This window comes from Mucilaginibacter sp. AK015, assembly GCF_014200785.1.
Taxonomy (GTDB): domain Bacteria; phylum Bacteroidota; class Bacteroidia; order Sphingobacteriales; family Sphingobacteriaceae; genus Mucilaginibacter.
The window spans coordinates 535,214-548,219 of the sequence record NZ_JACHCV010000002.1; the positions used below are offsets into that span (position 1 = coordinate 535,214).

The 13,006-nt window shown below is 44.4% G+C and carries 10 protein-coding genes; 1 reads left to right on the forward strand and 9 read right to left on the reverse strand.

All coding sequences use genetic code 11. The features are described from left to right. Nucleotides 1–9: 9 nt before the first annotated feature. From HDC91_RS11730 to HDC91_RS11765, 8 genes are all read right to left on the reverse strand, one after another. A complete protein-coding gene (locus HDC91_RS11730; protein ID WP_162429653.1) occupies nt 10–1,209 on the reverse strand; it encodes a cytochrome c oxidase subunit II in 1,200 nt (399 codons plus the stop codon). 48 nt (nt 1,210–1,257) lie between these two features. Next, nucleotides 1,258–2,526, reverse strand: coding sequence for a quinol:cytochrome C oxidoreductase (locus HDC91_RS11735; protein ID WP_162429654.1), 1,269 nt, complete (start codon nt 2,524–2,526; stop codon nt 1,258–1,260). Between the two features lie 12 nt (nt 2,527–2,538). After that, nucleotides 2,539–3,123: a cytochrome c gene (locus tag HDC91_RS11740; RefSeq protein ID WP_183552302.1), complete on the reverse strand. Its 585-nt coding sequence runs from the start codon at nt 3,121–3,123 to the stop codon at nt 2,539–2,541. Further along, a complete protein-coding gene (locus HDC91_RS11745; RefSeq protein ID WP_162429656.1) occupies nt 3,107–3,643 on the reverse strand; it encodes a DUF3341 domain-containing protein in 537 nt (178 codons plus the stop codon). Before HDC91_RS11745 ends, HDC91_RS11740 begins: the two co-directional genes overlap by 17 nt. Nucleotides 3,644–3,645: 2 nt before the next feature. After that, entirely contained in the window at nt 3,646–5,118 is a 1,473-nt protein-coding gene (nrfD, locus tag HDC91_RS11750; RefSeq protein WP_162429657.1) for an NrfD/PsrC family molybdoenzyme membrane anchor subunit, read from the reverse strand. 22 nt (nt 5,119–5,140) lie between these two features. Beyond that, the gene (locus HDC91_RS11755) at nt 5,141–8,206 is read right to left on the reverse strand and encodes a TAT-variant-translocated molybdopterin oxidoreductase (protein ID WP_183552315.1); all 3,066 of its coding nucleotides are present in this window, start codon (nt 8,204–8,206) and stop codon (nt 5,141–5,143) included. A gap of 38 nt (nt 8,207–8,244) precedes the next feature. Beyond that, a complete protein-coding gene (locus HDC91_RS11760) occupies nt 8,245–9,516 on the reverse strand; it encodes a cytochrome c3 family protein (protein ID WP_183552317.1) in 1,272 nt (423 codons plus the stop codon). 443 nt (nt 9,517–9,959) lie between these two features. Next, on the reverse strand, nt 9,960–10,940 hold the full coding sequence (locus HDC91_RS11765) for a deoxyhypusine synthase family protein (protein ID WP_183552319.1): 981 nt from the start codon (nt 10,938–10,940) through the stop codon (nt 9,960–9,962). A 112-nt stretch (nt 10,941–11,052) separates the two neighbouring features. On the opposite strand from HDC91_RS11765, the gene HDC91_RS11770 reads away from it, so the two are divergent. Next, nucleotides 11,053–12,189: a polymerase gene (locus tag HDC91_RS11770; protein ID WP_183552321.1), complete on the forward strand. Its 1,137-nt coding sequence runs from the start codon at nt 11,053–11,055 to the stop codon at nt 12,187–12,189. Nucleotides 12,190–12,283: 94 nt separating this feature from the next. Here HDC91_RS11770 and HDC91_RS11775 read toward each other — a convergent pair whose 3' ends face one another. Further along, nucleotides 12,284–12,997 (reverse strand): hypothetical protein, encoded by a 714-nt coding sequence (locus HDC91_RS11775; protein WP_183552323.1) that lies wholly within the window; start codon nt 12,995–12,997, stop codon nt 12,284–12,286. Nucleotides 12,998–13,006 lie beyond the last annotated feature (9 nt).

Here is a 13,006-nt window from a genome sequence, read left to right on the forward strand (position 1 = left end):
CTTTTTGTATTAATTGTTTAACGCTAACCTGTTGGGTTGTACTTCTTTCTTTTCTGCAGCAAAATTTAATGCTTGTTTTACCTTATCGGTAAGATATGGTTTTTGCTGAGCCAACCATCCCTGGTATTCGGCCTCTGATACCACACGCACAATCTTTTTCATATTGTAGTGCGAGCCGCCGCAAATTTTGTTACACAAAATTTCGTATTCAAAATCCGGCTTATTCAATTTTACACGCATTTCTGCTGTAGTAATTGTAGGCTTAAATTTAAAATAGGTAGGTAATCCCGGCACCGCGTTCAACTGTACGCGAAAATGCGGCATATAAACGCTATGGATAACATCCTGTGCGTGTATGTTCAACCTGATTGATTTACGTACCGGTATCACCATGGTATCGGCCTGCAAATCATCGTAGCTATATTTATCTTTAAAGTTTATCCCAAGTTTATTGATACCGCTTACCAGTTTGTAATTGGTTGAGCCTAAACGCGCATCTTTACCCGGATAACGCAGCTCCCAGGCAAACTGGTGGCCGGTAATATCGATATTGATTGAAGCGGGTTCGCCTTTGGCATCAACGTTATCAGTGATTTTTTGCCAGGTAAAGAACCCGAAGATCACCAGGATAGTTAGCACAATAGCCGGTGCAATAGTCCAAACTTTTTCGATGGTATTATTATGCGGATAAAAATGGCCGCGACGTTTGGCGTTATAACGATACCTGAACAGGAAGGTGAACAGCAATACCTGCGTAATCACAAACACGATCATGGTTAAAACCGTTGTGGTCCAAAACATTTCGTCTATCTTAACGCCGTGCTCTGAAGCCGCAGCGGGCAATATCATGCTGCCATGAACGGTAAACTCCCAGTATGCGCCGTATGCGCCGGCAATAAGGAATATCAGGCAGCAAACACCCATTACATTGTTCCAGTTGATTGGCTGTTTGCCTTGTATTTGCTGGGTTAGATCATACACCCGCAGTATTTTGCCAACAATCCCGATAATGAAACAAGCTACCAGGAAGATCAGGATGTAGTAACCGGCAGTCGCTAAACCGTTATCCTTAACTGCATCGGCAGCAGGCGATGCGGCAGCCCCGGCTGATTCTGTACCCTGGGCAAAAAGCATGCTTGTGCCCAAAAGCATAAACACAGCTAAAAGCGAAAGTATTTTTTTAGAATTTATTAAATTTTTGAATCCCATTTTATTGGTTATTTGAATTGCTGTATCCGGTTGCAAATTTAACAATTATTATATGTGATGATGCAGGCTCTCTTCCAGGAATGGATGTTTTTTAGGTATCAGCGACGTGAATTTGCTTAACTGTGTAAACACCAGATAAGTAAACATACCGGCATATCCTAAAAACAGCCCTATCTCTTCTACACCAAAACCTGCGCCTTTAGGGCCTACGGTGCCCGGCATTACCATCAGGTAATAATCCAGCCAGTGGCCGCAAATCAACACAACACAAGTCCATTTCATCCTCGTTTCTAAACGTTTTGCATCGCGCGACATTAACATCAGCAGCGGCGCCAGGAAGTTTAACACAATATTTACCCAAAACCACCACTTAAACTCAGGCTCCCACCTGATATAGAAGTAAGCCGATTCTTCGGGGATGTTTGCATACCAGGTAAGGAAGAATTGACCAAACCATACATATGTCCAGAATATCGAGAAACCGAAAATGATCTTACCCAAATCGTGCAGGTGATTTTCTGACAACCAATTCATGTAGCCTTTTTTGCGTACATATATGATGATCAGGGCTATCATAGCTACACCCATTACGTGTGCAGCAGCAAGGTTATACCAGCCAAACATGGTCGAGAACCAATGCGCTTCTAACGACATGATTACGCCAAAGGCTAATAAAGGGAATGTAAAGCCAAACACTACCAGGAATATAACGGATAACTTAAAGTTCTTTTTGTAATTCACCATATTGCCGGTGGTATCCTCATCGGCAGAGTTTTTTGCTATCGACCAGCCTAAAAAGCTGTACGATCCTAACAATAAAACTACCAATGCATAAAACGATGGAATACTTAAGAACGCCGACTTACCTGCAATTACCGCGTCGAAGTTTTCGCTGCCTGCGGTAGTAAGGCCGTGCGCCGCCCAATGGGCATATAAATATGGCACCATTTCTTTTTTACCGTCCTCGCCAACAATTTCATGCGTATGGAACAAACCCGCGGTTACTACTATAAGCAAAATAAGGCTCGCAAAAGGTAACACCCTGCCCAATGCCTGCGGCACCCTTAATAATGCTGCCGACCAGCCAGACTGCGACACGTACTGGTAAGCGCTAAAGAACACACCGCCAATGCAAACGCAAACAAAGTAGTACGACATTAGCAACAGGTTACTGTATGTACGCTGGATATGCTCGCCGCCGCCAAATATAAAGCCAAAAGCTAAAGCCAAAACACCAATTACAATTGCAACCAGGCTAAATGTTTTTAATTTGCCGGTGAATTCAAATCTTTCTTCAAAACTATTATGAGTTTTCATTAAAAATAATTCTTATAAATTTTGTAAATGGTGTACATACATAACTATTTTCCAGCGCTCGTCGGGCGATACTTGCGAAGCGTAAGACCCCATAGCGTTAACGCCATAAGTTATAGTATGATAAATTTTCCCGTCTGTAAGGTCTTTCATTGCGCCACCACGAGAGGATTGCCCTTTTGAGTATGACGGCGGCGGCGGATAGCCGTGTTGTACTATTACGCCATCACCTTGCCCGGTTACACCATGGCATGGCGAGCAAAAGGTTGTAAATAACGCCTTGCCTTCTGCTAAATTAGCAGGGGTTTGGGCTATAAGGCTGGTTACCTCGGCGCCTGCCTTTTCGTATCCTTCTTTAGTGTTCGGATAATCAAAACGCTTAAAGCCGATAGGTATAGTACCTGCGGGCGGCACCTGAGCGGTTTTACCATCCTTAAAGTTTGGATTGGCCTGGTCAGGATCATAAGCGATATGCTCGTACATATTGGGAGCGTATTCCCAACCGGTACTGCGCTTATCCTTACACGATGTAATAACTATCGATGCAGCGATAACGAAAACCGTTGTGCCCAATATTCTTAATTTATTCATAGCTAACATATTTCCTTTCGTTATGCTTTACTTCTACTGCTCCTGCTTGTTTTAATAAATTGGTTATATCCTCGTGCGGAACGTTGCCTTTTGCATCAACCGCTATAACAAAGCGGTCGTCGGTTGCGCGCAGGTCCATTACACGCGGGGCTCGGCCCGGAAACAGATGCGTTGCGGCAAAAAAGGTTAACGTCATACCAAAGGCAGTCCATAATATGGTCCACTCAAAGGTAAAAGGTACAAAGTTTGGTATGGCAAAGCTCGGCTTACCACCTACGTTCATTGGCCAGTCGTGCACCAGCATATAATATATCATGCTGAATATTACTGTACCGCCAAGGCAGCCAAAGCAAAATGCCGCGTATCCTAATCTCGATTCTTTAACGCCCATTTTGGCTTCGATACCGTGTATAGGCATTGGTGTATAAACATCGTAAATAGGGATGCTATTTTTCTGCAGATTATCGATACCCTGCATCATATCGTCAGGATCATCAAAAAGGCCCAATATAAATTTAGTGTTGCTCATTTTTATACTTTTTCGTAATCAGCCATGTTTACGCTATCATACTTAGTTAACGACTCTTTGTAGTACTGAACTTCAGTCGGATCAAGGTGCCCTTCGTCGATCAGCTTCTTCTTAGCCTGCTCGCTCGATGATTTCAGCAGTAATTTAACCTCGGCAATGGCTACCGATGGTAATACCCTGATGAATAACAGGAACATGGTAAAGAATATACCGATAGAGCCGATAAACACGCTAACATCTACCCAGGTTGGATAAAACATTGCCCAGCTTGATGGCAGGTAATCGCGGTGTAACGAGGTTACGATGATCACAAAACGCTCGAACCACATACCTATGTTCACGATGATAGAGAAACCCCATGAAAGCGCTATGTTGGTACGTACTTTCTTGAACCACATTACCTGGGTCATGATAACGTTACAGCCGTACATCATACAGCCGGCCCACCAATATGGCCCAATAAACCTGTTCAGGAACGTATATTGCTCATATTCACTACCAGAGTACCATGCAATAAAGAACTCGGTAAGGTAAGCCACGCCAACAATTGAACCGGTTAACAAGATGATCTTGTTCATCGATTCGATGTGGAACATGGTGATATAGTTTTCTAAACCTAATACTTTACGGGTTACCAATAATAGTGTTTGCACCATGGCGAAACCCGAGAAGATAGCACCCGCAACAAAGTAAGGCGGGAAGATGGTGGTGTGCCATCCGGGCTCAAGCGAGGTAGCAAAGTCAAAAGATACGATGGTGTGTACCGAAAGTACCAGTGGCGTTGCTATACCTGCAAGTATAAGCGATACAGTTTCGAAACGCTGCCATGTTTTTAAGGAGCCTGTCCATCCGAAGGACATGATCGAATAGATACGGCGGCGTAAGCCTGTTGCACGATCGCGGATAGCGGCAATATCGGGTAATAAACCTGTGTACCAAAACAATAACGATACAGAGAAGTATGTTGATATCGCAAATACGTCCATCATCAGCGCCGAGTTCCAGTTTACCCATAACGAACCGTACTGGTTTGGCAGCGGTAAAGTGAAATATGCTAACCACGGGCGGCCCATATGCGCTACAATGTAGGTAGCGGCGCAAATTACCGCGAAGATGGTCATCGCTTCGGCCGAGCGGTTAATAGAGTTACGCCAGTTTTGACGGAACAGCAATAGTACTGCCGAAATAAGGGTTCCGGCGTGACCGATACCTACCCACCACACGAAACCGGTAATATCCCAGGCCCAGCCTATCGTTTTATTTAATCCCCAAGCACCTAAGCCAAACCAAAAAGTATAGCTGATAGATACTACCCATAACAACGAGCCTAACGAGGCTAATGTAAAGCCTATCCACCAGGCCTTATTGGGTTTATTTTCAACAGGCAACAATATATCGTTTGTAATTTGGGCGTAGGTAATATCCTTGCCCGTCATTAACGGTTCCCTGATTATCGATTCGTTGTGAGATGCCATATGTTATATATCTCTTGTATAATTAAGCCTGTAATTCAGATGATGTATTTCTAACTTTTACCTGGTAACCAATACCTGGTTTAGTGTTAAGCTCTTCAAGCACGTAGTATGTACGCTCGCTTTGTAAAGCTTTATAAACTTCAGAGTTTTTATCGTTACGGTTACCAAATACAATAGCGTTTGCCGAACAGGTTTGCTGGCAGGCTACTTTAATTTCGCCATCCCTTAGCGGGCGCTTCTCTATTTTAGCCTGTAACTTACCTGCCTGTATACGTTGTACGCACATCGAGCATTTTTCCATCACCCCACGGAAACGGGTAGTAACATCAGGGTTAAGTACTAATTGTGTATGCTCGTTGTTCAGGTAATTATCAAAGCGGCTGTCGTTCCAGTAGTTAAACCAGTTAAAGCGGCGCACTTTATATGGGCAGTTGTTTGCGCAGTAACGTGTACCAACACAACGGTTATATGCCATTTGGTTCAAACCTTCGCTTGAGTGTACGGTAGCCAACACAGGGCACACCGTTTCGCACGGTGCGTGGTCGCAATGCTGACATAGCATCGGCTGATGAATAACGGTAACATTGGTCAGGTCGTCAAGCTTGGCGATATCCCTTTCCCTGGTCACTGCGCTTCCGTTGCCATCATCGTTATAGCTGTAGTAACGGTCAATGCGTATCCAGTGCATTTCGCGGCGGCGGCCAACTTCGTCTTTACCAACAACGGGTATATTGTTTTCAGCGTTACATGCTACAATACAAGCGCCGCAGCCGGTACAAGCGTTAAGGTCAATAGCCATAACCCAATCGTAAACAGGGCGCGCGTGGATATGATCTTCGTTGGTGTTTTCCCACAAGTCATATTTTTCGTGCTCGCCTTCGCTTCCGCTGTTTATTGCAGGGTTTTTCTTGTACTCGGTAAAGGTGGCTTCGCGTATAATGTTGCGGCCCTCAATTGAGTGGTGCGTTTGTGTTTGCGAAAGCGGGAAAAGGTCGCCCGTTCCGTTAAGGCTTGCCACAGCGGTAGTTTGGAACGTACCGTTGCGGAAGGTATGAAAAGGATATGCGTTTTTACCAACGCTATTACCAACCAAACCGGCTGCAGTGCGGCCATAACCAACAGCTACCGATACCGTACCGGCGGCTTGCCCGGGTTGTGATAATACTGGTAATGATACTTTATAACCGTTAGCTTCTATCTCTACTAACTCAAATTCCTCCAGACTTAACCTTTTGATATCCGCCGGAGACATGGCAGCGTAATTGTCCCAGGTAACTTTCGATACCGGATCAGGCATTTCCTGTAACCACGGGTTGTTAGCTTTTTTTCCATCGCGCATACCAACTGATTGGTAAATCTGCAGTTCAAACTTATTATCGCCTGCAACCAGTTTGGCGCTCTGGCTTAATATCGTTTGCGCAACCGCATTAAGGTCGAGGTTAAAGGTATAGCTACCGGCAGCAACGGCTGGCGCCAGTATAAATCCCTTTTGCAGCAAGGTTTCCCACCCGGCCTGGCCAGATAAACCGCCTTTGGCCAACAGGTTGTTATTCCAGTTATTTCTAACGTAGGTGTAATAATCTTTAACCGCGTTATCGCTCCATATCAACAGGCTTTGTTCGGCCTGGCGCGTATTATTAACCGGGTTAATGGTTGGCTGCATAACAGTGTAGTAACCCTCAACCGAGCTATCATCGCCCCACGACTCTAAATAGTGATGGTTTGGTGCAACTACGTTACAAAGCGCTGTAGTTTCATCGGCATGATCAGACAACGACACTTTAAGGCGAACATTCTTCAATGCCTCTTTAACCGCATCGGCCGAGTGATAATCGTAAGCAGGGTTAGCATCAAGGAATATCGCTGCACCCACTGATCCGTTTTTGGCCTGGGTTACAAAGTCGACAATATCACCATCGTTACCGGCGTACTGGCGAGACGGATTGTCAAGGTCAATAGTAGTGCCGTAGCTGCCCAACAGGGAGTTAATGGCATTTACCAATACCTGGGTGGCAACATCGTTCGATCCGCAAACCACCAGGGCACGGCCTTTGGCTGCCTTAAGTTCGGTTGCTACTAACTGGATGGCTTTATCTGCGTTGGCAGTGGTTAATTTTTTTGAACCTGGCAGCGTCGTACCTGATAATGCGTTGTACAGGTTAACCAGCGCCGGGCCTTCTTCAGATGGCTTTATAGCTATACGCACATCGGCGTTGGTGCCGGTCATGCTCATGCCGCTCTCAAACTGAATGTGGCGCGACATCTTTTTAGCCTCAAGCGATTTATTGTTGCGGTTTGATACGTACTGGCGGCTAAATTCTTCGCCAGATATCCACGTACCCAGGAAATCGGCACCGAAACTTACAATAACATCAGCATTTTGAAAATTGTAATGCGGCAATACGGCTTTACCAAAGCTGTTCTGGTTAGCTTTTATAATACCGGTGTATGATACCGCATCGTAACTAACGTGCTTGGCAGTAGGATATTTTAATATAAAATCGGCAATTACCGCCTGTGTTGACGGGCTGTGGATGGTTGATGTAACAATGCTTATTGTTTTACCGCTTGCTGCTATAGCTGCAAGTTCGTTTTTTACAAAAGCATCTACACTTGCCCAACTGCTGTCGCTGCCATTTTGCTGCGGGTCTTTAATACGGCTGGTATCGTACAACTCAAGTACCGATGCCTGCGCCTGCGCGCTTAATCCGCCTTTTCCTAACAGGTCGTTAGGGTTACCTTCAACTTTAATAGGGCGGCCTTCGCGGGTTTTAACCAGTATAGCGCTGCCATCATAGGTTGATGAGTAATAGCTGGCCACACCCGGCGTTACCTCTTCAGGTTTTATTAAGTATGGGATTGATTTGTGTACAGGTACTTTTTGGCAAGCCGCTAAAGTAACAGCACCTACACCAAAGCCAAGCGCCTTTAAAAAGTCGCGGCGAGGAGTTTTCGACGATAAACCACCTCCGCTTAAAACCTCTTCAATAGGAATAGGCTCTGCAAATTCGTGTTTATTTTTCTCAACAAATTCTGGGCTTTTGTTTAGTTCTTCTAAACCTTTCCAGTATTTTTTATTGCTATCCATTTAAGTTATATAAACTGTAATGTTGTGTTCCAAATTTATTAATAGTGGCACTTGCCGCACTCAATACCGCCTAAAACAGCCGCGGTAACCTTTTCACCCTTTTTGATCTTATCGTGGGTAGCAAGTATGCTATCATAGTAAGCGTTGCCTTTTCCGTTAACCTCGGTGCGTTTGTGGCACTGTATACACCATTTCATGGTAAGCGGCGAGTATTGGTATACTTCCTTCATTTCCTGGATCTGGCCGTGGCAGGTTTGGCATTTTATATTACCAACCTTTACGTGCTGCGAGTGGTTAAAGTAAGCCAGATCGGGCAGGTTGTGTACACGTACCCACTGTATAGGCCTTGCTTTAGTGCTATCATACTTAGCGGTGTTGGGGTCGTAACCCAAAGCATCGTAAATTTTATGGATCTCGGGCGACTCTGTTTTAACCGATTTATGGCAGTTCATACAAACGTTCAGCGACGGTATCGAAGCGTTCTTTGATTTGAACGCGCCGGTGTGGCAGTACTGGCATTCCAGTTTCATTACACCCGCGTGCAGCTCATGAGAGTATTTGATAGGCTGTACCGGCTGGTATCCCTGGTGCACGTTGGTGTTCCACATGGTTACCCAGCTAAAGCTGCCCATTGCAATGGTACCGCAAAGCACTATAAAGAATACAAGCTTTTTGTTCTTCAGCAGTTTTTTAACGGTTGCCAAACGGTTGGCTTTGGCTTCTTCGGTTGTAGTTTCTTCCTCCTCCAGCAGTAAACCCTGCCTGTTCAGCAACAAACGCTCAAGCGTTGCAATAACCTTGTTTAATACCAGGATAACGATGAACGCTATAGCGATAACACCCAAAAGCCCCCATACTACCAAACTGCTTGGGCCGGTTGCTTCAGTAGCGGTGCCGCCTGCAGGTGCTTTTGTTTTATCATCCTGCATTTTTTTCCACTCTGTACGTACGTAAGTTATTACGTTACCTACATCGGCATCGCTAAGCTCTTCAAACGAGGTCATGGTAACCTGGTTAAATTCGTTGAAGATCTTAACCGCTTTTGGGTTTTTGGCTGCAACCAGCGCCTGGCTGTTCTGTATCCATTTGGTCAGGTATGCATCATCTGTTTCAGATGTTAACTGCGGGCCTAAGGCCGGGCCTGTCATACGCGTATCTATTTTATGGCACGCGGTACATTTGGCCTTAAATATAGCTTCACCTTTTGCTGCATCTGCTTGCGCCCGGGCCGTAGCCCCGTAAACAACCAAACCGGCAACCAGTAAAACCGACCTTGAAAACTGTTTAAAAATCAATGAGATATTTCTCATAAAAGGTATTTATGCTAAATAATTTTATATTAAAGTGTTAAACGGACGTAGAGTTGTATGTTTTTGCCACTTTTTCAGGCACAAAAGTATAACTTATTACAGTATCGCTGACAATATAATGACAGCAATATCTAATTTATAATCGTTCTAAATTATTGATAAAAGCCGTTTAAATAACGCTGAAGGCCTTTTTTGTAAAATATTGATACTTAAGCAGAAAGCTGCCACTTGTTATACTTATAAATATTAATTATTGTTTTAGCTATAACCGTTAAAATCCCACAAACCATGATCAGCGGTATTGCATGGTGGCTGGCTGCATGTTTAAATTAACCGGAAGCTATTCTGTTATCGCGCGGGCGGTTTTAACATGGCTTAAAACTAACCGGTTTACACTTAATAAAAGAGCCCTGCTGTTTTTGCAGGGCTCTTCATATCTCGCCTTATTGTTTCAATATCCAGGCAAATATAAGCGGCACAACTATGGTAGCATCGCTCTCGACAATAAATTTGGGTGTATGGATATCCAGCTTGCCCCAGGTAATTTTCTCGTTCGGTACCGCGCCCGAGTACGAGCCGTATGATGTGGTCGAATCGCTCACCTGGCAAAAGTAACTCCAGAAAGGGATATCCTGCATTTCCATATCCTGGTAAAGCATAGGCACCACACAAATCGGGAAATCGCCGGCAATACCACCGCCTATCTGGAAAAAGCCAAGGCCTTTACCGCCTGAGTTTTTTGGGTACCAATCGGCCAGCCAGGCCATATATTCGATACCGCTTTTCATGGTGGTTGCCTTTATTTCACCTTTCATCACGTACGATGCAAAGATATTCCCCATGGTAGAGTCTTCCCAGCCCGGTACAACTATAGGCAGGTTACGCTCGGCGGCCGCCAGCATCCATGAATTTTTCGGATCTATCTCATAATACTGCTCCAGTTCGCCGCTTAGCAATATCTTATACATAAACTCATGCGGGAAATAACGTTCGCCCGCGGTATCGGCATCCTTCCATATTTTATAAATATGCTTTTGCAAACGGCGGAACGCTTCTTCTTCGGGGATGCAGGTATCAGTTACACGGTTATAATGATTCTCTAACAGGTCCCACTCGTCCTGCGGACTAAGATCGCGGTAATGTGGCACGCGCTTGTAATGCGAGTGCGCCACCAGGTTCATAATGTCTTCCTCGAGGTTGGCACCTGTACATGATATAATATCTATTTTACCCTGGCGTATCATTTCGGCAAGCGAAATACCCAATTCGGCGGTGCTCATGGCGCCGGCAATGGTCACCATCATTTTGCCGCCTTCGGTTAAATGCGTTTCGTAACCTTTGGCTGCGTCCATTAATGCCGCTGCATTAAAATGCAGGTAATTTTTCTCGATGAATTGAGATATAGGGCCTCTTGATGTGCTCATATTAATTGCTCTTTATTATTTTGCAAAAGTAGGTATTTTGGGCACAACAGAATTTTAAATTACAAATTCGGTAAAACAAGTGCTTTAAATATACCTTTATGGCATATCGCTTATGAAGAAACTTGCCACCATTGTATTATTCTCCGTACTCATCCAGCCTGCTTTTGCCCAGGTAAAGCTGTTGCCAAAATTTATCCGCAAAATGTATTTTGAAAAAGATACCACCAAAAAAGCCAGCTTTGTAGTGCTGCCAGTGATCAGTTCGGCCCCCGAAACCGGTTTGGAGGCAGGCGGTTCGGCACTATACTCATTTTATACCGATACGCTGGGCAACGATACCCGCGTATCGAACATTTTTGCCTACGCTACCCTGACCACCAAGGGCCAAAGTCGCCTGAATTTAAGCAGCAGCTACTGGGCGCCACATAATAATTATCATTTTACGGGCCAGGTGGGGTACATTAACTTCCCCTTCGATTTTTATGGGATAGGTAATAATACTGCCAAAGCCGATGCCGACCGCCTGGGCCAAAAACGCATAAGGGTTAACCTAACCGCCGAAAAAAAGATAAGCAGCAACATTTATATGGGCCTGGTTGGCGGTGGGTATGATTACCGCTTTAACGACAAGGAAAGCGCAGGGATTTTTGCCACCGACCCTATCATAGAAGGCCAGCATGGCGGTTCTATATTCTATATTGGCCCTACCTTTATTTTTGATAGCCGCAACAACAATACCTATACCACCAAAGGCACAACGCTTACCAGCTATTTTAATATTATGAACGGTGTTGGCGGTAACAGCAGCTACAAAGGCGGCTTTTTAAATGTAGAGTTCACCCAGTTTTTTGCCCTGAGCAAGCGTTTTGTTTTAGGGTTTGATATCCAAAGCCAGAACATGACGGGCAGTCAATCACCGTTTTACCTGCTGCCCGCCCTGGGTAGCGACGAGATGATGCGCGGCTACTACAACGGCCGTTTCCGCGACCGCAACCTGATAGCCGGCCAAACCGAACTGCGCTACCGCATGAGCGAACGTTTTGGCATAGTAGGCTTTTTAGGCACCGGCGAGGTATTTAACAAGGAGTTTAGCGCCAGCCAGCTAAAGCCAAACTACGGTGGCGGGCTGCGTTATTTCTTCGACGTGCAAAAAGGCCTCAGCATCCGCGTAGATTACGGCATTGGCGAAAAACGCCCCGGCGAAAGCAGGCAAAGCGGTGTATATGTGGGGTTGGGCGAAGCGTTTTAAAGCAGGTCATTAAACGACATGGTTCCCCTTGTGTAAAACTATATTGGATTTCATTAAACTGTACGATATTGCCTTAGATATATACTAACTTAGTTTAACAAAGTTCTACGGTTGTAAAATAATTCATACTTGATAAATGCGGTAAAAGTTTCTTAAAAAAATATGGCCCGGTTGATCCAAGGTCAATATCATAAATTAACTTACCGCTTTCTGTCCTTGGCTTCCAGTTATGGATTACGCCATGCGTCCGGCCTTTCTTTTCCGAATTTTCATTAAAAGCAGCAATGAAATCATCTATTTCACCCATGATGCTTTCGACGTCGCTCAGGTACTCCGGTTTTAATTGTATTTGCATTGTGCAATCCATATTAATTCGGGCGACAATTAATTCATAGCTCAAATCTTTTAATTTGAATGGCAACTTCACATTCGGATACATTTGCTGGTATATCAAAGCTACATCCAACCCATCAAACCAAAACTCAATGTCATTACAGTCAATATCGGTGTCTTCCAGTCGGTAAACACGACCAGATTTTGATTTCCAAAGCACGGTTATATTATTCCAATTATGGTTTATATAAATAGAGAAGGCTACCTTAGAAACTTCTCCTATTTCAGTAAAAAACTCCCATTCTGGTCTTGTGGCAATGGAAATCTGTTTATTGATTTTAATTCCGGTTTTTAATTCAAAAAGGGCTGTCAACTGTACATCTGCACAATTTGCAAATTCATGAGAAATAGTTTTATTGTATCTGTTTTTGAAATCGTAAGCTAATGTCGAAATATCTACAAATAATGTACGCATATATTTATT

Excerpts from the sequence above, each read along its gene's own strand:
- HDC91_RS11730 (WP_162429653.1), bottom strand. The coding sequence starts at position 1,209 with ATGGGATTCAAAAATTTAATAAATTCTAAAAAAATACTTTCGCTTTTA.
- HDC91_RS11735 (WP_162429654.1), bottom strand. The coding sequence starts at position 2,526 with ATGAAAACTCATAATAGTTTTGAAGAAAGATTTGAATTCACCGGCAAA.
- HDC91_RS11740 (WP_183552302.1), bottom strand. The coding sequence starts at position 3,123 with ATGTTAGCTATGAATAAATTAAGAATATTGGGCACAACGGTTTTCGTT.
- HDC91_RS11745 (WP_162429656.1), bottom strand. The coding sequence starts at position 3,643 with ATGAGCAACACTAAATTTATATTGGGCCTTTTTGATGATCCTGACGAT.
- nrfD (WP_162429657.1), bottom strand. The coding sequence starts at position 5,118 with ATGGCATCTCACAACGAATCGATAATCAGGGAACCGTTAATGACGGGC.
- HDC91_RS11755 (WP_183552315.1), bottom strand. The coding sequence starts at position 8,206 with ATGGATAGCAATAAAAAATACTGGAAAGGTTTAGAAGAACTAAACAAA.
- HDC91_RS11760 (WP_183552317.1), bottom strand. The coding sequence starts at position 9,516 with ATGAGAAATATCTCATTGATTTTTAAACAGTTTTCAAGGTCGGTTTTA.
- HDC91_RS11765 (WP_183552319.1), bottom strand. The coding sequence starts at position 10,940 with ATGAGCACATCAAGAGGCCCTATATCTCAATTCATCGAGAAAAATTAC.
- HDC91_RS11770 (WP_183552321.1), top strand. The coding sequence starts at position 11,053 with ATGAAGAAACTTGCCACCATTGTATTATTCTCCGTACTCATCCAGCCT.
- HDC91_RS11775 (WP_183552323.1), bottom strand. The coding sequence starts at position 12,997 with ATGCGTACATTATTTGTAGATATTTCGACATTAGCTTACGATTTCAAA.